We start from the raw sequence: 22,188 nt of genomic DNA on the forward strand, positions 1-22,188 counted from the left end.
AGTTGAAAATTCAATTAATCCATGTATCCTTGTGCGCACAGAAGCTCACCCAACAGAACAGCGCCGCCGGCGGCTCCGCGCAAGGTATTGTGGGAAAGGCACACAAATTTAATGTCATATTGGGTGTCGGGGCGCAAACGGCCAATCGAAACAGCCATGCCGCCTTCCATATCCCGATCCAGCTTTGTCTGGGGACGATCGTTTTCTTCAAAATAGTGCAAGAACTGTTTTGGTGCACTGGGCAGCTGAAGCCGCTGTGCTTCGCCGGAAAAATTCTTCCAAATCGAGATAATCTCTTCCATGGTGGGTTTTTTCTCAAAAGAAGCAAATACCGCCGCCATGTGGCCGTCAGAAACAGGGACACGCAGGCACTGAGCCGTAATAGAAGGGGAGGTGGCATTAACAATGCAATCGCCTTCAATATGTCCCCACATCTTCATGGGCTCCTGCTCAGATTTTTCTTCTTCTCCACCAATATAAGGGATTACGTTATCCATCATTTCAGGCCAGGTCTCAAAATTTTTGCCTGCTCCTGAAATTGCCTGATAGGTACAGGCCAAAACCTTAGTCAAACCAAATTCCTTCAAAGGATGCAGTGCAGGAACATAGCTTTGCAAAGAGCAATTAGACTTTACCGCAATAAAGCCGCGCTTTGTTCCCAAACGGTTTCTCTGAGCTTTGATGATCTCTGTATGCTCCGGATTGATCTCGGGCACCACCATAGGAACATCAGGGGTTCCCCGATGAGCGCTGTTGTTCGAAACCACAGGGCATTCCGCTTTGGCGTAAGCCTCTTCCAATGCTTTAATTTCTTCTTTTTTCATATCGACAGCGCAGAATACAAAATCGACCAAAGAGGCAATCTTTTCAATATCTGCAGCAGCATCATACACAGTCAGATCCGCCATCTTCTCAGGAATCGGAGAAGACATCAGCCACCGTTTTCCCACTGCCTCACGGTACGTTTTTCCGGCAGACCGGGCACTGGCGGCCAAAGCGGTTACCTGGAACCACGGATGATTTTCCAGCAAAGTCGCAAACCGCTGTCCCACCATTCCTGTTGCTCCAATAATACCAACCTTATACTGTTTCATGGGATGTTCCTCCTAATGTAAGAAAATGAAATAAGAAACAAAAAAACCGGTTGAAAACCGGTCATCAATCCAATATAATAAAAAGCATTCCAGATACAGAAATGATTGTTCTGCATAATATCTGATAGCCCTCCATCATAAATTCATGATGACAGTCATACTGCTGTTCGCAGCTATGACCAGGCAAATGCCTGCCAAGCATTTCCTTCGGCGACTTCCCCTTTCGCAGGCTCTCATCGGTTTTGGCAACCTTCATCCCGTTACTATTGAAAGACGCGCCTCTATCTTCTTATTTTTATCTGAATCTATCATATCACGGGTTGCCATCCGTTGTCAATTTATTTATAATGGAAAATAGAGAAATCAAGAAATTTTTTCAGGAGATTTATTAAGAATGGAAACAAGCCTAAACACAAAAGATTTTTACTACGACCTGCCCGAGGAGTTAATTGCGCAAACACCCGTTGAGCCGCGTGATGCTTCCCGGCTTTTGATTTTGGATAAAAACAGCGGCGCAGTTAGCCACCGGCATTTTCATGATGTTTTGGAATATCTAAAGCCGGGGGACTGTTTGATTCTGAATGACTCCCGGGTGCTTCCCGCTCGTATTTATGGGGTGAAAGAAGAAACCGGAGCCCGGGTGGAATTTTTGCTGTTATCACCCAAGGGAAACGATATTTGGGAAGTGTTAGCCGGCCCGGGAAAACGCGCAAAACCAGGTGCACGTTTTTCTTTCGGGGACGGGCTTATGACTGCCGAAGTATTGGAGATAGTAGAAGAAGGAAACCGGTTGGTGCAATTTTCTTACCAGGGGAATTTCTATGCCGTATTGGATCAAATCGGACAGATGCCGCTTCCGCCTTATATCACTCATAAGCTGGAAGACAAAGAGCGTTATCAGACCGTTTATTCCAAAGAGGTTGGTTCTGCGGCAGCGCCCACCGCAGGGCTGCATTTTACAAAAGAACTGCTAAAACAGGTTCGGGAAAAGGGAATTTCAATTGGCTATGTGACATTGCATGTGGGGCTGGGCACGTTTCGGCCGGTCAGTGCCGAAAAAATTACGGATCATAAAATGCATGCAGAGCATTACTGGCTGCCCCAGGAAACGGCGGATTTAATCAATACCACCAAGAAAAACGGGGGACGAGTCATTGCGGTGGGAACCACAAGCTGCCGCACACTCGAATCCGTTGCGAAAAAGGAAGGCTGTATCAAAGAAAGCGGCGGGTTTACGGATATCTTTATTTATCCCGGCTTTTCATTTCAGGTGTTGGACGGCCTGATTACCAATTTCCATTTGCCGGAAAGTACGCTTATCATGTTGATATCCGCTTTGGCCGGACGGGAAAATGTCCTGAACGCGTATCGGATTGCGGTACAGGAAAAATACCGTTTTTTCAGTTTTGGGGATGCAATGCTGATTTTGTAAATGGCGATATAATTAAGGATAAACGCCTTGCAAAATCGTTCTGAGCAAAGCTAAATTGGCTGGGCTCAGTGTGGCAAAAGAGAAATATCTGTCAATGTAAATGGTTAAACTCCCAAAACGAACGGAAAACGATCGAAATTATTTGAGAACAAGGAAAAGGAAATTAACTTTATGCTAACAATACAAATAACCCAGGGAAAAGCCCGCCGGGCTTCCTTTGACACAGTACACGGCACGGTGCAGACTCCTGCTTTCATGAATGTGGCCACCGCCGGCGCTATTAAAGGTGCGGTTTCTGCGCTGGATTTAAAAGAACTCAAGTGCCAGGTTCAGCTTTGCAACACCTATCATCTGCATTTGCGCCCGGGGGATGAAACCGTCAAAAAACTGGGAGGCGTTCATCGGTTTACTCGCTGGGACGGCCCTATCTTGACTGACAGCGGCGGATTTCAGGTATTTTCGCTGGCAAAGCTGCGGAATATCCGGGAAGAGGGGGTCACTTTTTCCTCCCATATTGACGGACATAAAATCTTTATGGGCCCGGAAGAGAGCATGCGTATCCAGTCAAATTTGGCTTCTACCATTGCCATGGCCTTTGACGAATGTGTAGAAAATCCCGCCGAGTATTCCTATGCCAGGCATTCCTGTGAGCGTACCACTCGCTGGCTATACCGCTGTAAGGCGGAAATGGAGCGGCTGAACACTTTGCCGGACACCATAAATCCACACCAGATGCTGTGGGGAATTAACCAGGGCAGCACCTATGAGGATCTTCGCCTGGAGCATATGAAGCAAATTCGCGAACTGGATTTGCCCGGCTATGCCATCGGCGGCCTTGCGGTGGGGGAAAGTGCAGATGAGATGTACCGGGTGATTGAAGCGGTGGAACCTGAAATGCCCGCAGACAAGCCCCGATATCTGATGGGAGTGGGAACGCCGGTGAATATTCTGGAGGCAGTGCGGCGCGGCGTGGACTTTTTTGACTGTGTGATGCCCACCCGAAATGCCCGCCACGCCCACCTTTTCACCTGGCAGGGAAGAAGAAATCTGTTAAATGCCAAATACGCGCTGGATGATACCCCGCTGGATGAGGAGTGCGGTTGCCACACTTGCAAAAACTTCAGCCGCGCTTATCTGCACCATTTGTTTAAGAGCGGCGAGATGCTGGGCATGCGTCTTGCAGTAATGCACAACATCTATTTTTACAATACGCTGATGGAGAAAATTCGCTACTCTTTGGAAGACGGAACTTTCGATTCCTTTTATTCCCAATATGCTCAAATTTTGGGACAAAGAATATAAATTTGCTTGCATCATGTCCTTTTTATTGATATAATCAAAATAATAATATGGAGGTGCTGTTTTTTTATGAATCAATTATTACCTTTGGCAGCTTCGGCAACTGCAGCAGCCGGCGGTTCCATGTGGGGCGTCGTGGCCATTTATGCATTGTTGTTCGGTGCGCTGTATTTCTTCTTTATTCGTCCGCAAAAGAAAAAGAAAAAAGCGGAAGATGAGATGCGTAAAAGTGTCCAGATTGGCGATGAAATTATTACGATTGGCGGAATTGTTGGCCGCATTGTCGCAATTAAAGAAGAAAGCGACAGCTTTGTTCTGGAAAGCGGAATCGACCGCACAAAAATTATTGTGAAACGCTGGGCGCTGGGTAAAATTAATACAGTTCATGCAGATGATCAATAAACAACTTGTTCAAAAATAGTATATTTTACCCCTTCTGCGAATATCTATGGAATGTAGAGAAAGCGCAGGAGGGGTATTTTATTATGAAAAATCCAAAAAGACCGAAAAGTTCCAGAGAACGCACTCAAAATCCTGTCTGGGCAACGCTGCGCCCAGTTGTATTCGGCGCTGTAGCCGGAGCGGCTATCTGCATGATTTTACTTCTGATTTTGTCCCTAATTTTGGTGGCCGCAAAGCAGATACCCCAAAGTGTGCTGCAGCCGATCACTGTACTGATTGCAGCCGTCAGTGCGTTTTTTGCCGGATACATTGCCGCCCGAATTTCGAAAGAGCGGGGGATGGTGTATGGGGCCGGTGCTTCGCTGCTGTTGTTTTTGCTTGTGTTTTTGGCTGGCCTTGCAGTCACCAAAGAAAGTGTTTCGGCCTATATGCTGACGAAAGGGCTTATTATGGTTCTGACAGGCACAATTGCCGGAATTTTGTCGGTAAACAAAAAATCAAAACGAAAATAGACTTTTCAATTGCAAAATCATGTGATATAATAACCTCACGGTGTCAGCGAAAGCCAAGCTTTGCACGCCTGAAAGAGCATTGAATCATAACCGTCGCTTTTGCGCCGGAGCGGCTTTGCCGCGAAAACGGTTCGCCGCTTTCTTATGATGTAATAATAACAATTTAAAAATACAGAAATGAGGATTGTTTAAAAATGAAACAGATTAAAACTTTGAATAAAGCCAATTTGAAGGAGAGCGCTGTCAAGGGCGGCTGCGGCGAGTGCCAGGCTTCCTGTCAGTCTGCTTGCAAAACCTCCTGCACTGTTGCAAATCAGAAATGTGAAAATGCACAGAGAGCGTAATTTCTGACCAAGCAGCGAAGGATATGAATGAATGATTTAAGGGACAGAATTCTGTCCCTTAAATTTTGTGTGGATGGAGAAAAGCAATGATACACAAATATTATCTGAACGGGTATTACATTGTTCTGGATACCAACAGCGGAGCGGTGCATGTGTTTGACGAACTGCCTTATTTCATGTTGGATTATTTAGAAAACAGTGTCCCGGAACAGCAGCCGGAACAAATCAAAAAAGATTTGGCCGGCCGCTTTGGAGAAGCAGAGATTGACGAAGCGTATGAGGAGCTTTTGGAGCTATACCATTCAGGCCTGCTCTATTCCTCGGACGAATACGAACAATTCTGCGGAATGCTGAAAGATGCCCCGGTAAAGTCTATGTGCCTGAATGTGGCACATGACTGTAACCTGCGCTGCGAATACTGTTTTGCGGCCAAGGGTGATTTTGGCCGCGGACGGATGCTGATGCCTTTTGAAGTAGGCAAAAGAGCCATTGATTTTTTGATTGAGCAGTCAGAGGGCCGCCACAATCTGGAACTGGATTTCTTTGGCGGCGAACCGCTGATGAATTTTACCGTGGTCAAGCAAGTGGTGGAGTATGCCCGCAGCATTGAAAAACAGCACAATAAAAACTTTCGTTTTACCATTACCACCAATGGGCTTTTGCTGACTGACGACAAGATAGAATACATCAACCGGGAAATGTCTAATGTGGTGCTTTCTTTGGATGGAAGAAAAGAAATTAACGACCTGCTGCGGGTAAGAACCAACGGTGGCGGAAGCTACGACCGCATTGTGCCCCATTATCAAAAATTGGTTTCTACCCGGGGGGATAAAGATTATTATTTGAGAGGTACCTTTACCACGCATAATCTTGACTTCTCAACGGATGTTCTGCATATGGCCGAACTGGGCTTTGATCAGCTTTCCATCGAACCGGTGGTGTCAGATCCACTTTTGGACTATTCCCTGAAAGAAAAGGATTTGCCCCAGGCCTTTGAGGAATACGAGCGGCTGGCCAACATTCTGATTCAGCGCAGAAAAGAGGGGAGAGGCTTTAACTTCTTCCACTTTATGCTAGACTTAGATCAGGGGCCTTGCGCGATTAAGCGCCTGCGCGGCTGCGGCTGCGGAAACGAATACATTGCGGTTACCCCGGAAGGGGACATTTTCCCCTGTCATCAGTTTGTGGGTGACGACCGATGGAAGATGGGCAATATTATGGAAGGCACTTTTAATCGAACTATCAAAGAAGATTTTGCTCAATATAATATTTACAGCAAGCAAGACTGTCGAAACTGCTGGGCCAAATTCTATTGCAGCGGTGGCTGCAATGCCAACAGCTGGCAGTATGAAGGGGATATTTTAAAACCCCACGCTATTTCCTGCGCTTTAGAAAAAAAGCGTCTGGAATGCGCAATTATGATGAAAGCAGCTTTAGCGGACGCATAACATTCCCCATAGGAAGAAACACAATATGCACACGCTTGCGGAGGGCATGCAAGTGTGTGCATATTTATTCACTTGTGCATTTTGCGTTGGTTTACATAATTTTTGTTAGTTTACATAACGCAAACAGCGTTTTTTCTGCATACTGTATAAATTTTACATTTTGACTGTTTTTTCCTTGCTTTGGCGGCGAAAAAGTATTATAGTATATTATATTTCTAAAAGGCTTTTTCACCTGTATTTTTGGGAAAAGAAAGCCGTTTATGAGGAATGGCTCTGTAAAGCCTGATTTGGACTTCAATGAAAAAGGAATGAATGAAATGGTTGTTGGATTTATCGGTGCCGGTAATATGGCCGGTGCTATTATCAACGGAATTCTTCGGGCGGGGATTCACCCGGCACAGGATATGACAGTATTTGATATCAGCGAGGAAAAGCGCAGCACATTTCAAGCAAAAGGATTGCAGACAGCCTCCTCCGTTTCTGAATTGGTGTCGGGTTCCGACATCGTTTTTTTGGCGGTAAAACCGCAGAATTTCGCAGAGGTTTTGGAATCGGCCAAACAGTCGGTAACGCAGGACAAACTGTTCGTTACCATTGCGGCAGGCATTTCCATCCATTACATTACCAGTACGCTGGATTGTGATTGCCCGGTAATTCGTGCGATGCCCAACACCCCGCTGTTGGTGGGGAAGGGAGCCACCGCCCTTTGCCGTTCCCAAAAGGTAACGGATTCGGATTTTGACTTTGTTCACTCTATTTTTCAGGCCTGCGGCACGGTCGAGATTTTAGAGGAAAGTCAAATCAACACAGCAACTTCTGTCAATGGCAGCGGCCCGGCCTATGTGTATCTGTTTGCCAAAGCAGTGGCAGAAAGTGCTGAGCGGCAGGGAATTGCGCAAGATGCGGCCTTGCGTTTGTTTTGCCAAACATTATCCGGCAGCGCAGAAATGCTGCTTCATTCCGGCCACACGCCGGAAGAACTGATTAAAATGGTATCTTCACCAGGCGGAACCACATTAAAGGCCTTAGAGGTTTTTTATAACCGCGGATTTGAAGGCATTATTGATGAAGCAATGCTGGCTTGCACTCATCGGGCAGAAGAATTAGGAAAATAATTCAAATTTTTATCAGAAATATGATTCAAAACACTGTATTTGGACCATAATCAAATTAAGTGGAATTGCATTTCGAATCATATTACTGTTCTTTCATTCATACAATTCTATAGGCTCATCTCGCCTTGGGAGGATTGTATGAAAATGAAAAGGACAAGAGTAATACCGATTTATCATCGATTCAAAAATCCCGCCAAACCAGAGAGGGAAGGGCGGCTTCGGTTTTTGGATTTTAAAAGTATGGCGCGGACAATAGCAGAAAATCCGGTGTTGGCATTTTTAGCTCTTCTTTTGCTGGTGGGAACCATCTTTGGCGCATTGTTCGCCCGGGGTGCAGACTATTCCGTGATGCAGAAGCTGGATCTTTTGTTTATCAGCGATGTAAAAGCGCGGGCGGTGCAGTCTTCCGGCTCTGTTTTTGTTGCTTCGCTGAGTTCGGCCTTTTTCTTTGTGGCAGTCTGTTTTTTATTGGGAATGTCTTTATGGGGAATGTTTGTTCTTCCTTTCATTCCTCTGTTTAGAGGTTTCGGCTTCGGCCTGGCTTCTGGATATTTATATGCGGCTTATGGGTTTCAAGGGGTTTTATTTAATGCGGTGGTGGTTCTGCCGGGCGCCTTTTTGTCTATGATTGCAATCCTTCTTGCGGCGAAGGAAGGTATGATTTTCTCAAAAAAGACCCTTTTTGAAGTGTTAAGACGAGAGCATGGAAAAACGATTTCTGTGAAGACCTATGCGGTTCAATTTGGCTCCATCCTAATTCTTTCGGCAGCGGCGGCGGCAATTGATTTGATTACAACCGTCTGTTTTACCGGTGCGTTTTCCTTTTAAAGCCAATAGGGGGTAGAAATAAATATGAAAGAGTATTGTTCTGAATATCGGAACTATTTACGTTTTCAGAAAGCAGTATCTCAAAACACCTTGGATTCCTATACACGGGATATCGATCATTTTCTTGACTTTGTAATCATAAAAAAATTAAAAGGCCCAGAGCAGGTAACTGCTTCCATTATGGAAGAATATGTGCAGTCCCTAACGGATCGGCAATGCTCTATTTCAACCATTACACGCAACATGGCATCCATCCGGGGATTTTATCAGTTCCTGATTTTAAACGGAAAAACTCTTCAGAATCCGGCGAAAGCTATCCGTTTGGAAAAGGCGCAGAAAAAGCTGCCTCAAATCCTAAGCGGAGAAGAAATTGAGCTCTTGTTTGCGCAGCCCAATATTTCAGAAGCTAAGGGCTGCCGCGACAAAGCGATGCTGGAGCTTTTATATGCCACTGGAATCCGAGTATCGGAACTGGTGGAACTGAATGTTACGGATATCAATTTACACACGGCCATGCTTTGCTGCAACCGAAACGGAAAAACAGAACGCATGATTCCGATTTATTCCACGGCCATCGCGGCGGTATCGGATTATTTGTTCCGGGTGCGCGGCATGATGATCGGGCCGGAAGGCGGACAGGCACTGTTTACCAATTTAAATGGCAGACGCCTGACACGCCAGGGCTTTTGGAAAATCATCAAAGGCTATGCCGAGCAAGCTAAGATTACAAAAGAAATCACTCCCCATACGTTACGGCATTCTTTTGCGCTGCACCTGTTAGAAAACGGTGCAAGCCTGAAAGATATTCAAATGATGTTGGGTCATGCCGACATTTCCTCTACTCAGGTTTATGTTCAGCTGATGAACGACCATTTTAAAGAGGTATATAATCATTGCCACCCCAAAGCAAAGCTGGGGGCAGGGTAGGGAAGGGCAATGCCGGCCACAGCAGCAACACAAAGGAGTGACTATTTTTGGCAGGTTTTTCACTGTTTGGTGGCTACCAAAAGCCGGGGCCCGGAGTAAGCAAAAACGCGCCTCAAAAAACGCCGGTGTCCCATTTTTTTGAACTTCTGTTCCGAAAATTTTTTGAACTGGTTAAGTTAAATCTTTTGTTTTTGATTCCGGTAATCGCAGTGAGTGCTTTTATTTATCTCATCAGTCGTTTTACCAGTCAGGCTTTTTTCATTAATCTGCCTGTGGTGTTATTGACTCCCTTCTGCGCTGGTTTAACTTTTATTACCCGTAATTATGCCAGAGAAGAACATGCGTTCCTTATGTCAGATTTTAAAGATGCTCTTATGGCCAACTGGAAGCAATTTGCAATAAACGGTATGGTATGTTATGTGCTGGGCAACATCATTGTGTTTTGCATTCAGTTTTATTACACGCTTGCAGCATCACAGAGCTTTTTCTATATGATTCCTTTTGGAATCAGCGTGGCAATTCTTTTTATTTTCTTATTTATTCAGTACTATGTTCCGGTCATGATTGTTACCTTTGATCTCAATTTAAAGCAGATTTATAAAAATGGTTTTATTTTTGCGATTGTGGGTTTATGGCGCAACATTTTGCTAACAGTTATTTTCGGTGGTGTTTTTTTCCTGAACCATTTTCTATATTATATGTGGCCTTTGCCGCTTCTTTTGATAAACGGAATCTGGTTGGCGCTTTTGGCTTTTTCCGTAACGTCCTTTTTGATTAATTTCACGGTGTATCCTTTAATTGAAAAGCTGATGATAAAGCCCGTGCTGGAGCACTCAGGAGAAAGTTCCGACAAAGGGGAGAGGGCAGAAATTCTGCCGGATAAAAGCAGTGCGGATACACCCGCAGAGGAACAGCAATCGGAATATGTCTTTTATCATGGAAAACTGGTAAAAAAAAGCCTTCTAAACAATGAATCTATTTTTGAAGATTCCGAGTAATAAAAAAAGAGTATCCGAACAATCGGATACTCTTTTTTTATTGTTTCTTTTCTTAGCTTTCCTCTTCTTCACTATTGTCATCATCCGGCTCTGTTTTCGTGACTGCCTCTACCGCCTGTTTTGAAATTCTTTGGTTTCCCCTTGCCTTCACTGTGGAAAGCGGGTTGGCATCCGCTGCCTGCCGCATTTGCTGACTGGAAAGATGGGTATAGATTTCAGTGGTACCCAAATTTTCATGCCCCAAAACATCCTTCAGCACACGAATATCCACGTTTCCATGCTGATACATCAGCGTAGCAGCAGTATGCCGCAGTTTGTGTACGGAATAGCCCGGCCCGGCAAACTCGATTTTGGCCAGATATTTTTTGACCAGATGCTGTACTGTTTTAGGACTGAGCCGTTTCCTTTGCCTGCTGATAAACAAGGCATCCTTATCAATTAGATTATTGTGAGGGCGCACTTCCAAATACTGCTGGATTGCATCCATACACGCATCATTTAAATAAACGACCCGCTCTTTATTTCCCTTTCCTAAAATTCGCAAAGAAGAGGAATGGTATCGAACGTCATTTAAATTAATTCCTACCAATTCAGAAAGCCGCATTCCGCAATTAAGAAATAAGGTTAGAATGCAGTAATCCCTTTGTTTATCCGGGCCGTCTACCACATTTAAAAGTTCCATGCTTTGTTCTAACGTCAGGTATTTCGGCAAAGATTTTTTAATTTTAGGCGTTTCCAGTTCCAGCATGGGATTTACCGAAAGCTTGTGGGCCTTATTGGTCAAATAACTGTAAAATGCCCGTAAGCTAGATGCTTTTCTGGCCCGGGTTGCCGTTTTGTTTTTGCGCTCAGAAGCCAAATAATTCATGTATTCAAAGACATCTGTTAGACTAATGCTTTTAATTAAATCCAAATCCACATCTGAAATTTCTATTTCAGACATAGGTGTGTCATCGGGTACCAAGCCGCGCTGCTTTTTTATGTAACGGAAGAAGGTTCGCAAGTCTCGAAAGTATTCCTCCACAGTGTGGTCTGATTTTCCTTTTACAGTTCCTATGTAACCTAAAAACTCTCTAATCACTAGCGGACATTCTTTTAGTAACACCGGATCCATGATAATCACTCCGTTCATTTGTATGGGATGCATTCAGAATCCTTTGGGTATGTTATGCTTACCATTTTCCCAAACTGAGAATTCAGTCCCCCGATTTCCCAAACTGAGAATTCAGTCCCCCGAATTATACAAAATGTTCATTTTGACTAATTATATATTATTTTTTTTCAGTTGTCAATTATCTGGTATTTAGAAGTCTTTTGTTGATAAGCGATCGGTTTCTTTTACCGGAAGAATTCCACCGATATCCACCAGTTCCCCTTTTGATAATTCAACAATCTGTTTTTGCTGCTGCTGAATAAATTCACGAATTTCAAAGCCATTTGGATGTGAGTTTAGATTTCCGGTAAAAGCAATGATTTCGTTGGACAATAAACCGCAACAGCCTCCGATAAACCCATAGTCATATCCATCCAATCGGATATTTCCCGATTGAATTTCCAGCACTTGAATTCCATTTTTTCTGGCTGCCTGAGCAATTCCTGCATCGGCTGTAATAATCGCTCTTTCGGATACCACCGCAACCGAACAATTGGTATATCCTTGATTGACCGGAATGGTTTTTATCTTGTGGTTTTTACAAAATTCCTGAACCTGTGGATCCCAAATTTCGGATTTTCCGAACATCAGTTCTTTTAGAAAGAAGACGTTCAATAAAACATCTTTTGGATATGTATTGCCCAATAAGTTCTGTGTAAGACATACCGTTGCCCCCTCCTGCTCCAGCTTTTCTTGCAGCGATGGATTCGGGCGGGCAACCAGCCAATTTTCTTTCCCCAAGTGCAGGCACTGCAAATCTGCGTGCCCGGCAATCGGTCCCGGCAAATTATCATTTAATTTAGAAACGATAGTCCGTATCCCTAACCGCTGCAAATTGTCGATTACTTTCGGTTCTGCATCCGATACCATCACTAAAGTAACCGAAGCGGAAGGAAGGTTTGGCTTTTCGACAAAGCGTTCCTGAACCGCCATGCTTTTTTCCAAACCGTTCCCTCCTTCCTCATTCTTACTATAAATAAAATCTATCAAAAATACAAATCAGACGGAATCTCTTATTCCATTCTTAATGCATCCACAGGGCGCAAACTGGCAGCTTTAAGAGCGGGATATACCCCGAAGATTACGCCGGTTATAAAAGAAAATCCCACAGCCAAAACCATAATGTCAAAGCGAATTCCTAACGTTATTCCAAAATAAGAAGCACCTAAAAACGACACGGCATATCCCGCAATTACCCCCAGCACAGATCCAATAAAAGTAATCAGAATTGCCTCAAATAAAAACTCCAATAAAATATCTTTGCGGCTTGCCCCAATGGATTTTTTGATTCCAATTTCCCGTGTCCTTTCATTAACCGAAACCAGCATAACCGTCATAATGCTCAGGCTGGCTACCAAAAGTGAAATAGCCCCCACTGCCGACAAAATCAAAGTGATAATGTCCAGAATGTTGGCAAGGCTATCCTTTTGCTTGACCAGATTATTCGAAATGAAGGAACCGCTGCTTCCGTTACGCCGGTTTAAGGCTTGTACCAGCAGTTCTCCCGTTTGATCCACATCGGTTCCCTCTTTCACTTTTACTGCAATTTGGTCAAAGGTATCCTTGCCCATTAACTCTTGCATTGTGGAATAAGGAACGTAAACAAAATTGGGAATATAATCACCGATAAAATTTTGAAGCAGACCGCTGCCTGTTTTCACAATTCCCACCACTTCAAATTCCTCTAAAGTTCCGCCGCATAAAATCGATACTTTTTTTCCGACAATATTATTTCTTTTATAAGAGTTCTGAGAAAAATTTTCGTCTACCATACAAACCTTGGAATTCGACTTTACATCTTTTGTAGTAATAGAACGCCCGTAAATCACGTTTAAAGAAATGATTTTATTAGCATCCGAATCAATTCCCCACAACAACGCTTTACTGATAATTCGAGAAGTTTGAACATCGGTGGCCTGCATCATCACTGGCATAGCCTGATCCACATTTTCAGACTGGCGAACTGTATCCAAATCAGAATCGGATAAATAAATGTTTTTTGCCTGCCCGATTGTGCTGATTGACAATCCGTTTAGCCCCAGACTGTCCAACTCCTGATTTAATACATTGGTGCCGCACTGACTGATATTGCCGATCAAAATGACAGAGGCCACCCCAATGGAAACCCCCATCATAGTCAACGCTGTGCGAAGTCTTTTGCGCCCCAAATTCTGAAAAGCAGAGCGTAAGATATCAATCATCGGGGTCCACCGCCTCGCGAAGAATAACGGCCGCCCCATCGGTGACAGCATCCGGATTTAAAATAATTGCATCCTGCTCTTCTAACCCGGATAGAACTTCAAAACCGGATTCAAATTCCTTTTGGGTAGTCACAGCTTTTTTGACCGCTTTTCGACCATTGAAAAGATAAACGTATTCATTTCCGTCATCATCGGCACGCACAGCCTCATAAGGAGCAATTAACACATTCTTGCTCTCTGCTGTAATGATTTTTGTCTTGGCCGAAAATCCGGGTTTGATATCACTTTTGGGATTTTTGATCCGAACCAGCACTTCCACCACCGTTTCTGATGCTCCGGTTGTGGTATACTGCTGTTTGGCATCAGGGGATATGAAAGTTACCGTACCTTCATACGCCGTTTTAAAACCTGCACCGGTAACAACGGCCTTTTGCCCGATTTTGATATCAGAAATTTGAGATTCGTTTACTGACAGGCGGACCTGCAAATCCGGCGAGGCCGCAATGGTAACAACCGGCTTGTTTCCTTCCGCTGTGCCCTGTTCCATAATCGATACGGCAATGACTTCCCCATCCACAGGAGCAGTTACTTCCTGACTTTCTAAATCACCCGAATCTGCCGCAGTATCTGCTTCCCCTTTATCCCGGGCGCTGGGTGCAGCTGCTGAAGGAAGGCCGGGAATGGAGGCCGGGACACTGTCACCGGTAATTTGGCTAAAATAAGTGTTCAGCAATGCCTGATATGTTTGGTCATCCATCTTTTTTTCAGCATCCTGCAACACTGTCTTAGATATGGGAAGGATAGAGAGAAGCGGCTGCCCGGCTTTCACCTTATCCCCTTTTTTAACATAAACTTTTTCTGCAACGGAACCGGCTGCCACATAAATATTTTGTGAATCCGCCCGTTCCACCGTCCCGTTGTTACAATAAATCGAACTTTCTGCTGTAATGGGATTCACCTTTACAATAGAAACGGGAACAAAAGAGTTTTTATAGGTGTTCCCCGCTTGAACAATAACCAAAGATAAAACAAGTGTCAATCCAAATAATGTTGCGTATTTCTTCATACATATCCCCCCATCAGCTCTTATTGTGTGATGGGAAGCTCAATTTATGAATTGAAAACAACAGTTTTTCAATGAATAATTACGCAGGGAATTCAAAAAATACTTGTGAGGTGAAACGCATGAATATCATTCAATGTGATGAAGACTGCATTTATCAACGAGAAGGTTATTGTTCCCTGGAAATACCGACTATGGTGACCAATGACACCGGGCAAGGATGTGTACACCGCATTCAGGCTTCCGGAAAAAGAAAACCAGATTCTGTCCGTATCGCAACCCGAACAATCAGCCCACCGCCGCCTCAAATGCTTCTCTGATATTTTTTACACCGATGAGCCGTATGCTGCGATGTTCTGTATTGATTTGCTTGAGGCAGTGATAAGGCAGAATACATGTTTCAAACCCCAGATGCTCCGCTTCGGCGATTCTGGCATTCACATGGGACACCGCCCGCAGTTCGCCGGTCAGACCAATTTCGCCGAACACTAAAACATTTTCACCAATTTGCACATCTTTCAGGCTGGAAATCAAAGCCATGGCAACGGCCAAATCGGCAGCCGGTTCATCCAGCCGCAACCCGCCCACAATATTCACATATGCGTCTAAATTAGAAAAATAGTATCCAGCCTTCTTTTCCAGAACAGCCAGCAGCAAAGACATCCGGTTATAATCAAACCCCGTAGCCGTTCGCCTGGGGTTTCCAAACCCTGTTGTTGTGGCCAGCCCCTGAACCTCTGCCAAGATAGGCCGGGTTCCCTCCATGACGCAAGTGACGCAAGTACCGGATACATTTTTTGGGCGTCCGGATAATAACGCCATGGAAGGGTTGTCCACCTGAGACAGCCCTTTTTCTCCCATATCGAACACACCGATTTCGTTGGTGGAACCATACCGGTTTTTGGCAGCCCGCAGAATTCGGTAAGACATCTGGCGGTCCCCTTCAAAATACAGCACGGCATCCACAATATGTTCCAGCACCTTGGGGCCGGCAATGGCGCCGTCTTTGTTTACATGGCCCACCACAATAATGGGAATATCCAAAGATTTTGCTGTGCGCATCACCAGATTGGTGCATTCCCGAACCTGTGTGACACTGCCCGGCGAAGAGCTTAAATCCGTATGATTCATGGTCTGTATGGAATCAATCATCACCAAATCGGGCTTTATTTCTTGAATTTGTTCGGTAACCAGCTGAATGTCTGTTTCTGTCAGAATCAATAAATTTTCGCTGCCCACACCCAAACGACAGGCCCGCAGTTTAATCTGACGGCTGGACTCCTCTCCGGATACATAAAGAATCCGAAGCGTTTTTCCCAGATGCTCACAGATTTGCAGAAGAATCGTCGATTTTCCAATGCCGGGATCTCCGCTGATTAAAATTAAAGAACCGCGCACAATGCCGCCGCCCAAAACTCTGTCCAGCTCTGAAAGGCCGGTAAAATAGCGCTCTTCGTCCGCTGTATTAATTTCATTAATAGACAGCGGACGGGACATAGAATGGTGCGCTGTTATCGTTTTTTGAGAAGCTTTGGCAGCTTCTTTGATTTCTTCATTCATGGTATTCCATTCACCGCAGCCGGGGCATTTTCCGTACCATTTTGGTGATTCAAAGCCGCAGTCAGAACACACGAATACCGATTTGCTTTTTGATGCCATTTTATTTTCCCCGCTCTTTTTGTTTTAGATACTTCTATTATATCATAAATAGAACAGCAAAACTGTTCTTGCGGTGCAGCCGCTCTTGTGCGAAAGCGCAAGCTATGATTCAATGTTCTCTCAGACATCGAAAGCTTTGCTTTCGTTTATGCCGTGAGGTTATTATATCATAAATAATGCACGAAAAGTGATTTTGCGGCAAAGCTATGCTGATGCAAAAGCACCGGCTATGATTCAGTGTTCTTTTAGGCATGAAAAGCTTTTTCCGACAACTTTTAAACCTCTGTTTTTAACATAGAATTCCAATAATTTAGATAGCCCTGATAAATGGCAAAAGCCATTTGCCGTTGATATTCCGGCTGGTTTAACTTTTTGGACTCACCGGAATTAGATAAGAACCCGCATTCCACGATGACCGCAGGAACCTTTGCATGGCTCAAAAGATAAATGGAATCGGGGGCCGGTTTGGTTTCCCTGTGATTATCGGGCTGCAAAATTTCAGAAATAGCTTTTTGGGTAACATCGGCTAGTGCCTGACTATGAGAATTTTCTGTTCCATAAAAAATCTGGGCACCCGAATACTTGCTGCTGGTAAAATGATTTTGGTGAATACTAAGGAACACACAATCTCCGTTTTCTTCTATGGTCTTCAACCGATTATGGATATCAGAGGTTTTGCGGGCTTTTATGGTGTCTAACGTATTGTCGCCCACAGAAACATCAGCATCCCGAATCATTACCACGTTAAATCCCGAAAGTTCCAGCATTTGCCGAAGATTCAGTGCAATGGCCAAATTGATATCTTTTTCGATAATTCCGGATTTACTGACAGCTCCCCCATCTTCACCGCCATGACCGGCATCCAGAACAATTGTGGGCATATATTCGCCGCCCAAAGCAGAAACCATTTGATCAATTTTTTCTAAGGACACATAAGTAAGACGAATAAACATCATGCAGCAAAAAATAAGCAGCAATATGGGCAGTCTATACTTTTTCAAAGTCATCACCTCTGAAGAAGTATATGCAGGCATTTCGAAAAAAACAACGAATGAAAAAAATAGGAAAAAACAAAAAAACCGCAGCTGCTCTAAACAGCTTGCGGTTTCCTGGAGGCGTCACCCAGATTTGAACTGGGGAATCAGGGTTTTGCAGACCCTTGCCTTACCACTTGGCTATGACGCCGTATTTAATTCTTTTGACAAAGATAACGCTTAAAGTGATAAGCGTTACCCCAGTCAAAATATGGAGCGGATGACGAGGCTCGAACTCGCTACCTCCACCTTGGCAAGGTGGCGCTCTACCAGATGAGCTACATCCGCAATTGTTGGTGCCTCCGGACGGAATCGAACCATCGACACGGGGATTTTCAGTCCCCTGCTCTACCAACTGAGCTACAGAGGCAAATTATGGCGACTCGGAACGGGTTCGAACCGTCGACCTCTAGCGTGACAGGCTAGCGTTCTAACCAACTGAACTACCGAGCCGTAATGGTGGGAGTAATAGGACTCGAACCTATGACCCCCTGCTTGTAAGGCAGGTGCTCTAACCAGCTGAGCTATACTCCCATTTCGGCTTGCCGCCGTGCGGTGTGCATCAGCGACGTGTTATATAATACTATATATTGTGTCAGTTGTCAACAGGTATTTGCAATTTTTTTTCAAAATTTGGATATTCTTTTTTTAGCCCCTATTTTCCTGAGAAATTGCCAGTTCTTCCAGCTGCTGGCGGTCGAATGTATAGGTCTTTGCGCAGTATTGGCACTTCGCTTCCATCTTGCCGGTTTCGTCAGCTAAGCTGCGAATATCATCCGGGGGCAAAGTAGAAAGTGCACGAACCACACGGTCAGCGCTGCAGGTGCAAACGTACTTCACCGGGGATTCATCCAGAATCTCCATCTCAAACCCGGCAAGGGCCTGCTGGCACATCTGCTCAATACTCATTCCCTTTGCCAGCATCGTGGTCACCGGCTCAAGCAGAGAAGCATTCTGTTCCAATTTGGAAATTGCTGCGTCATCTGCGCCGGGCAGCACCTGAATCAGCATACCGCCGGAAAGCAGCACCTGATGGTTTTCTTTATCTAATAACACACCCACTGCGCACACCGTGGGAATCTGTTCGCTGACAGCATAATATTGAGAGATATCATCCCCAATTTCTCCGCTTGCCAGCTCTACCTGTCCGATATAAGGTTCTCCTTCACCCAAATCACGCATGACGCATAAAAGGCCGTCGGATCCCACTGCAGTTCCTACATCCAGCTTTCCGTTGGCCTTTTTGGGCAGTTCCACTTCCGGATGCTCCACATATCCCCGGCAGTTGCCCTGACTGTCAGAAAGAGCTACCACAGCGCCCGCAGGCCCGTTTCCTTTCACTTTTAAAGTCAGCACCGCATCCTTCTTCTTGAGCATGTTGCCCATTAAAGAAGATGCTGTCAGCAAACGCCCCAGAGCCGCCGTTGTAACAGCGCTGGTGTGATGAATGCTTTGAGCGGTATATACAATATCGGTTGTGTCTACAGCAGAAGCCATAATGCTTCCGTCAGAAGTAATGCAGCGAATAATTCTGTCCATAGATTAAAATCCTTTTTCTTATATGATTTCTTTTTTTGCCACGATAACCACACGTTCACTGTCTGGCCCCGGCGGCAAAAAGCTAAGATCTTCATAGCATGCCACAGGCTTTAAACCGGCGGTGCACAGAAGTTCCTGAATTTTTTCAGTTGAATATGCTCTTTCATAAAAATGCTCGGAACTTCTTCGATACAAAGAACCTTCTTTGCCGAAAAAGTCCAAAGAAATCCCTACGCGATCCGTTTTTTCTTCATAATGATTCTGCCAAACACAATACACCGATTCCGTATCATAAACAAAGGTTTGGTTTGCCAAGACATGACGGTGTTTATATAAGGTGTTCATATCAAAGATAAAATATCCGCCGGGATTCAAAAAAAGAGAAACCCGGCGAAACGCTGCCAAAACCTCTTGTTCAGAGGTTAAGTGGTTGATGCTGTCCAAAGCGCAGATTACCGTATCCACAGTTCCATACAAATCCAGCTTCTGCATGGATTGGCACAAAAATAAAATGCTCAGATCCTCTTCGGCGGCCTTTTGCTGTGCGGCAGAAAGCATGGCACAAGAGCCATCTGCCCCATAAACATCCAGCCCTCTTTTCATCAGTTCGATGGTCAGGCTGCCGGTGCCGCAAGCCAAATCCAGCACCAGGCCAGCCGGATGCTTTAAATAAGACAGCAGATCGCAAAAATAACCGGCACGCTGCGCGTAATTGACGTTCTGGGTTAAATCATCATAATATTGCGCAAAAACGGAGTAACCACTCATTTTTCAGTATCTCCATCCTTCAGGCGTTTAAATACGATTTCATACCCGTCACAGCCATAATTCAGCGACCGATTCACGCGGCTAATGGTTGCGGTTGAAGCACCTGTTTTGGCAACGATATCGCTGTAAACGCATTTGTTGCGCAGCATCATCGCCACTGTCAGGCGCTGTGACATCGCTTTGATTTCCGGTACAGTGCAAAGATCTTCAAAAAAATCGTAGCATTCTTCAAGGGTCCTTAAGGATAATACGGCTTGAAAGAGCAGATCTACGCTGTCGTCTTTGATTTTAGAATTCATAAGTCTTCCATCCTTTTTCATAATACTAAAACCGGTTTGCGTAATCTGAAAGCCACCGCACGCCCTTTTCCAATGGATCGGGCCGGCCCGGACAAGAAAAGCTTTCCCGCCCACGCGTTCGCCAAAGCCCAAAACCGCATTGGCCGGGCGGCTTTACAGATCGTTTCGAATTAAATCCTCATAGGACTCGCGCCGCACCACGACCCGGGGAGTTCCATCTTTAACCATCACAACGGCCGGGCGGGGATTGCGGTTGTAATTAGACGCCATAGAATAATTGTAGGCGCCAGTGGAAAGCACCGCCAAAACATCCCCAATCTGGGGGTTCTGAATCATTGTGTTTTCCTGAATCAAATCGCCGCTTTCGCAGCATTTTCCCGCTATGGTCACCTGGGTATCAGCAGGCTGATTGGCTTTGTTGGCAATCAGTGCGGTGTATTCGGACTGATACAGAATATAACGGGGGTTGTCCGCCATACCGCCGTTTACAGACACATAAGTACGGATATTGGGAATCTGCTTAATTGCACCGATTTCATATAAGGTAATGCCGGTTTCGCCCACAATGGAACGCCCAGGCTCAATAAAAATAAAGGGAACCTTCAATTCCAGCTCTTCGCATTTTTGAAATACTGCGGCAGAAACCAGCTCCATGTATTGATCATAAGGCAAAGGAGCATCTTCCGAGGTGTAGTGGATGCCAAAACCGCCGCCAAGGTTCAGTTCTTCTATTTCAACGCCTGTTTCCCGCTTTACATCGGCAATCAGCTGAAGCATCACCTCCGCAGCAAGCACAAAGGGGGAACTTTCAAAAATCTGAGAGCCGATATGGCAGTGCAGTCCCTTTAAATCGATATTCTGATATTCCAGCGCTGCTTTAATAGCCTTCATGGCTTCTCCGGTTTCCAGCGCAAATCCAAATTTGGAGTCAATTTGTCCGGTTTGGATAAAGCTGTGAGTATGCGCGTCAATTCCAGGCTTAATCCGCAAAGTGACATGGGCATTTTTCCCGGCTTCCTTGGCCAGACGGTCAATGGTTTGAAGTTCCGTCAAATTATCTGCGATAAAATGACCGATCTCATATTCCAGCGCCAAACGGATTTCCTGCTCCGTTTTATTGTTGCCATGAAAATGGATTCTGTTTGCCGGGAATCCGGCCTGAACAGCCGTGTACAATTCGCCGCCGGAAGCCACATCCAGCCCCAAACCTTCTTCGTTTATGATACGGCAGATTTCTTTGCAATTAAAGGCTTTGCTGGCATAAACGGTCATGCCGCGCCCTTTGTAATGTTTGTCAAAAGAACTTTGATATCTGCGGCAATTGCTGCGAATCTGGTTTTCATCCATGACATACAGCGGGGTACCAAACTGCTCTGCAAGCTCCACCGTATCGCATCCGCAAATAGTCAAATGTCCCTTTTCATTGATCTTCAGGCTGTCCGAAACATACATAAATTAGAAATCTCCCTCCAATAACTGTGTCATCCCTCTGCGGCACAAGCTGCCGCAATCCATTCCTTCAACGTGTCCAGCCCCTCCCCAGTCACCGAAGAAAACGGAAGTCGACGAATCTGTTCCTTCCCTTGAAACAGTTCCTGGTACAGCTGTTCCTGAGCGGCCCGTTCCCCTTTGTTCAGCTTGTCACATTTTGTCATGACAACAATAAAAGGCACACCGCTTTCACTTAAAAACTCAATCATATGCATATCATCCGCTGTGGGTTTATGGCGCATATCCACAATCTGCACCACCAGATGAATGGCTCGTCCAGCGGCAAAATATCCTTCCACCAAATGTGCCCAGCGCAGTTTCTCTGACTGGGATACCTTGGCATAGCCATAACCCGGCAAGTCAACCAAACGGCATTTTTCCAGCTGATAAAAATTAATTGTACCGGTCTTTCCGGGCGTGGCGCTTACCCGCGCCAACGCCTTGCGGTTGACCAGTTTATTGATCAAAGAGGATTTGCCCACATTGGATCTGCCAGAAAATACAATTTCAGGCAGCGTGTCCGGCGGAAGCTGATCCACCCGCCCTGCGGCAAATTCAAAAGCAGCATTATCAAATCTCAAT

At 45.1% G+C, this 22,188-nt stretch carries 23 protein-coding genes, 5 tRNA genes and 1 riboswitch; of the genes, 11 read left to right on the forward strand and 17 right to left on the reverse strand.

All coding sequences use genetic code 11. The features are described 5' to 3' along the window. Positions 1 to 14: 14 nt before the first annotated feature. Positions 15 to 1,094, reverse strand: coding sequence for an aspartate-semialdehyde dehydrogenase (gene asd, locus C1A02_RS08770; RefSeq protein WP_101697831.1), 1,080 nt, complete (start codon positions 1,092 to 1,094; stop codon positions 15 to 17). 117 nt (positions 1,095 to 1,211) lie between these two features. Then, positions 1,212 to 1,386, reverse strand: a riboswitch (Lysine riboswitch). Between the two features lie 102 nt (positions 1,387 to 1,488). Between asd and queA the strand changes: the two genes are divergently transcribed. From queA to C1A02_RS08825, 10 genes are all read left to right on the forward strand, one after another. Next, positions 1,489 to 2,526 carry a tRNA preQ1(34) S-adenosylmethionine ribosyltransferase-isomerase QueA gene (gene queA, locus C1A02_RS08780; RefSeq protein ID WP_101697833.1) on the forward strand — a complete coding sequence of 346 codons (1,038 nt, stop codon included), beginning with the start codon at positions 1,489 to 1,491 and terminating at the stop codon, positions 2,524 to 2,526. A gap of 171 nt (positions 2,527 to 2,697) precedes the next feature. Then, on the forward strand, positions 2,698 to 3,828 hold the full coding sequence (gene tgt, locus C1A02_RS08785; RefSeq protein WP_101697834.1) for a tRNA guanosine(34) transglycosylase Tgt: 1,131 nt from the start codon (positions 2,698 to 2,700) through the stop codon (positions 3,826 to 3,828). A gap of 66 nt (positions 3,829 to 3,894) precedes the next feature. Further along, positions 3,895 to 4,227, forward strand: coding sequence for a preprotein translocase subunit YajC (yajC, locus tag C1A02_RS08790; RefSeq protein ID WP_101697835.1), 333 nt, complete (start codon positions 3,895 to 3,897; stop codon positions 4,225 to 4,227). An 83-nt stretch (positions 4,228 to 4,310) separates the two neighbouring features. Continuing rightward, positions 4,311 to 4,739: a TIGR04086 family membrane protein gene (locus tag C1A02_RS08795; RefSeq protein WP_101697836.1), complete on the forward strand. Its 429-nt coding sequence runs from the start codon at positions 4,311 to 4,313 to the stop codon at positions 4,737 to 4,739. Positions 4,740 to 4,933: 194 nt separating this feature from the next. After that, entirely contained in the window at positions 4,934 to 5,083 is a 150-nt protein-coding gene (gene scfA / locus C1A02_RS08800) for a six-cysteine ranthipeptide SCIFF (protein ID WP_009063491.1), read from the forward strand. Between the two features lie 86 nt (positions 5,084 to 5,169). Then, on the forward strand, positions 5,170 to 6,531 hold the full coding sequence (gene scfB, locus C1A02_RS08805) for a thioether cross-link-forming SCIFF peptide maturase (protein WP_101697837.1): 1,362 nt from the start codon (positions 5,170 to 5,172) through the stop codon (positions 6,529 to 6,531). Positions 6,532 to 6,791: 260 nt separating this feature from the next. After that, positions 6,792 to 7,646, forward strand: a complete 855-nt coding sequence (proC, locus tag C1A02_RS08810; RefSeq protein ID WP_243577969.1) for a pyrroline-5-carboxylate reductase — start codon at positions 6,792 to 6,794, stop codon at positions 7,644 to 7,646. Positions 7,647 to 7,790: 144 nt separating this feature from the next. Then, positions 7,791 to 8,474: a stage II sporulation protein M gene (locus C1A02_RS08815; RefSeq protein ID WP_243577970.1), complete on the forward strand. Its 684-nt coding sequence runs from the start codon at positions 7,791 to 7,793 to the stop codon at positions 8,472 to 8,474. 24 nt (positions 8,475 to 8,498) lie between these two features. Then, entirely contained in the window at positions 8,499 to 9,401 is a 903-nt protein-coding gene (locus C1A02_RS08820) for a tyrosine recombinase (protein WP_101697839.1), read from the forward strand. Positions 9,402 to 9,448: 47 nt separating this feature from the next. Further along, positions 9,449 to 10,399 (forward strand): hypothetical protein, encoded by a 951-nt coding sequence (locus C1A02_RS08825; RefSeq protein ID WP_101697840.1) that lies wholly within the window; start codon positions 9,449 to 9,451, stop codon positions 10,397 to 10,399. A 52-nt stretch (positions 10,400 to 10,451) separates the two neighbouring features. On the opposite strand, the gene C1A02_RS08830 is transcribed toward C1A02_RS08825, so the two are convergent. The 4 genes from C1A02_RS08830 to C1A02_RS08845 form a co-directional block, all read right to left on the reverse strand. Continuing rightward, positions 10,452 to 11,513 carry a tyrosine recombinase XerC gene (locus C1A02_RS08830; protein ID WP_101697841.1) on the reverse strand — a complete coding sequence of 354 codons (1,062 nt, stop codon included), beginning with the start codon at positions 11,511 to 11,513 and terminating at the stop codon, positions 10,452 to 10,454. A gap of 189 nt (positions 11,514 to 11,702) precedes the next feature. Next, positions 11,703 to 12,497 carry a DUF6873 family GME fold protein gene (locus C1A02_RS08835; protein ID WP_243577971.1) on the reverse strand — a complete coding sequence of 265 codons (795 nt, stop codon included), beginning with the start codon at positions 12,495 to 12,497 and terminating at the stop codon, positions 11,703 to 11,705. Positions 12,498 to 12,565: 68 nt separating this feature from the next. Beyond that, entirely contained in the window at positions 12,566 to 13,753 is a 1,188-nt protein-coding gene (locus C1A02_RS08840; RefSeq protein WP_101697842.1) for an ABC transporter permease, read from the reverse strand. Next, positions 13,746 to 14,819 (reverse strand): efflux RND transporter periplasmic adaptor subunit, encoded by a 1,074-nt coding sequence (locus C1A02_RS08845; protein ID WP_101697843.1) that lies wholly within the window; start codon positions 14,817 to 14,819, stop codon positions 13,746 to 13,748. The genes C1A02_RS08840 and C1A02_RS08845 overlap by 8 nt, the downstream gene beginning before the upstream one ends. Positions 14,820 to 14,938: 119 nt before the next feature. Between C1A02_RS08845 and C1A02_RS13330 the strand changes: the two genes are divergently transcribed. Beyond that, complete coding sequence (locus C1A02_RS13330; RefSeq protein ID WP_129588155.1) at positions 14,939 to 15,136, forward strand: hypothetical protein; 198 nt, start codon at positions 14,939 to 14,941, stop codon at positions 15,134 to 15,136. Here C1A02_RS13330 and radA read toward each other — a convergent pair. From radA to yihA, 12 genes are all read right to left on the reverse strand, one after another. After that, entirely contained in the window at positions 15,105 to 16,475 is a 1,371-nt protein-coding gene (radA, locus tag C1A02_RS08850) for a DNA repair protein RadA (protein WP_101697844.1), read from the reverse strand. The genes C1A02_RS13330 and radA overlap by 32 nt on opposite strands. A gap of 275 nt (positions 16,476 to 16,750) precedes the next feature. Further along, positions 16,751 to 17,482 (reverse strand): N-acetylmuramoyl-L-alanine amidase, encoded by a 732-nt coding sequence (locus C1A02_RS08855; protein WP_243577972.1) that lies wholly within the window; start codon positions 17,480 to 17,482, stop codon positions 16,751 to 16,753. Positions 17,483 to 17,585: 103 nt separating this feature from the next. Beyond that, positions 17,586 to 17,660 (reverse strand) — tRNA-Cys (locus tag C1A02_RS08860). 61 nt (positions 17,661 to 17,721) lie between these two features. Beyond that, positions 17,722 to 17,797, reverse strand: a tRNA-Gly gene (locus tag C1A02_RS08865). Positions 17,798 to 17,803: 6 nt separating this feature from the next. Next, a tRNA-Phe gene (locus C1A02_RS08870) sits at positions 17,804 to 17,879 on the reverse strand. 6 nt (positions 17,880 to 17,885) lie between these two features. Beyond that, a tRNA-Asp gene (locus tag C1A02_RS08875) sits at positions 17,886 to 17,962 on the reverse strand. Positions 17,963 to 17,966: 4 nt separating this feature from the next. Then, positions 17,967 to 18,043: transfer RNA gene (locus C1A02_RS08880), tRNA-Val, on the reverse strand. 114 nt (positions 18,044 to 18,157) lie between these two features. Beyond that, complete coding sequence (hslO, locus tag C1A02_RS08885) at positions 18,158 to 19,048, reverse strand: Hsp33 family molecular chaperone HslO (protein ID WP_101697846.1); 891 nt, start codon at positions 19,046 to 19,048, stop codon at positions 18,158 to 18,160. Between the two features lie 18 nt (positions 19,049 to 19,066). Next, positions 19,067 to 19,816, reverse strand: a complete 750-nt coding sequence (locus C1A02_RS08890) for a class I SAM-dependent methyltransferase (protein WP_101697847.1) — start codon at positions 19,814 to 19,816, stop codon at positions 19,067 to 19,069. After that, entirely contained in the window at positions 19,813 to 20,115 is a 303-nt protein-coding gene (locus tag C1A02_RS08895) for a YerC/YecD family TrpR-related protein (protein ID WP_101697848.1), read from the reverse strand. Before C1A02_RS08895 ends, C1A02_RS08890 begins: the two co-directional genes overlap by 4 nt. A gap of 153 nt (positions 20,116 to 20,268) precedes the next feature. After that, complete coding sequence (gene lysA / locus C1A02_RS08900; RefSeq protein ID WP_101697849.1) at positions 20,269 to 21,567, reverse strand: diaminopimelate decarboxylase; 1,299 nt, start codon at positions 21,565 to 21,567, stop codon at positions 20,269 to 20,271. A gap of 29 nt (positions 21,568 to 21,596) precedes the next feature. Beyond that, the gene (yihA, locus tag C1A02_RS08905) at positions 21,597 to 22,187 is read right to left on the reverse strand and encodes a ribosome biogenesis GTP-binding protein YihA/YsxC (protein ID WP_101697850.1); all 591 of its coding nucleotides are present in this window, start codon (positions 22,185 to 22,187) and stop codon (positions 21,597 to 21,599) included. Between the last annotated feature and the right edge of the window lies 1 nt (position 22,188).

This window comes from Clostridium minihomine (genome assembly GCF_900240385.1).
Lineage (GTDB): Bacteria > Bacillota > Clostridia > Oscillospirales > Acutalibacteraceae > Faecalispora > Faecalispora minihomine.

Coding starts and splice junctions, on each gene's coding strand:
- asd (WP_101697831.1), bottom strand. CDS start 1,094: ATGAAACAGTATAAGGTTGGTATTATTGGAGCAACAGGAATGGTGGGA.
- queA (WP_101697833.1), top strand. CDS start 1,489: ATGGAAACAAGCCTAAACACAAAAGATTTTTACTACGACCTGCCCGAG.
- tgt (WP_101697834.1), top strand. CDS start 2,698: ATGCTAACAATACAAATAACCCAGGGAAAAGCCCGCCGGGCTTCCTTT.
- yajC (WP_101697835.1), top strand. CDS start 3,895: ATGAATCAATTATTACCTTTGGCAGCTTCGGCAACTGCAGCAGCCGGC.
- C1A02_RS08795 (WP_101697836.1), top strand. CDS start 4,311: ATGAAAAATCCAAAAAGACCGAAAAGTTCCAGAGAACGCACTCAAAAT.
- scfA (WP_009063491.1), top strand. CDS start 4,934: ATGAAACAGATTAAAACTTTGAATAAAGCCAATTTGAAGGAGAGCGCT.
- scfB (WP_101697837.1), top strand. CDS start 5,170: ATGATACACAAATATTATCTGAACGGGTATTACATTGTTCTGGATACC.
- proC (WP_243577969.1), top strand. CDS start 6,792: ATGAGGAATGGCTCTGTAAAGCCTGATTTGGACTTCAATGAAAAAGGA.
- C1A02_RS08815 (WP_243577970.1), top strand. CDS start 7,791: ATGAAAAGGACAAGAGTAATACCGATTTATCATCGATTCAAAAATCCC.
- C1A02_RS08820 (WP_101697839.1), top strand. CDS start 8,499: ATGAAAGAGTATTGTTCTGAATATCGGAACTATTTACGTTTTCAGAAA.
- C1A02_RS08830 (WP_101697841.1), bottom strand. CDS start 11,513: ATGGATCCGGTGTTACTAAAAGAATGTCCGCTAGTGATTAGAGAGTTT.
- C1A02_RS08840 (WP_101697842.1), bottom strand. CDS start 13,753: ATGATTGATATCTTACGCTCTGCTTTTCAGAATTTGGGGCGCAAAAGA.
- C1A02_RS08845 (WP_101697843.1), bottom strand. CDS start 14,819: ATGAAGAAATACGCAACATTATTTGGATTGACACTTGTTTTATCTTTG.
- C1A02_RS13330 (WP_129588155.1), top strand. CDS start 14,939: ATGAATATCATTCAATGTGATGAAGACTGCATTTATCAACGAGAAGGT.
- radA (WP_101697844.1), bottom strand. CDS start 16,475: ATGGCATCAAAAAGCAAATCGGTATTCGTGTGTTCTGACTGCGGCTTT.
- C1A02_RS08855 (WP_243577972.1), bottom strand. CDS start 17,482: ATGACTTTGAAAAAGTATAGACTGCCCATATTGCTGCTTATTTTTTGC.
- hslO (WP_101697846.1), bottom strand. CDS start 19,048: ATGGACAGAATTATTCGCTGCATTACTTCTGACGGAAGCATTATGGCT.
- C1A02_RS08890 (WP_101697847.1), bottom strand. CDS start 19,816: ATGAGTGGTTACTCCGTTTTTGCGCAATATTATGATGATTTAACCCAG.
- C1A02_RS08895 (WP_101697848.1), bottom strand. CDS start 20,115: ATGAATTCTAAAATCAAAGACGACAGCGTAGATCTGCTCTTTCAAGCC.
- lysA (WP_101697849.1), bottom strand. CDS start 21,567: ATGTATGTTTCGGACAGCCTGAAGATCAATGAAAAGGGACATTTGACT.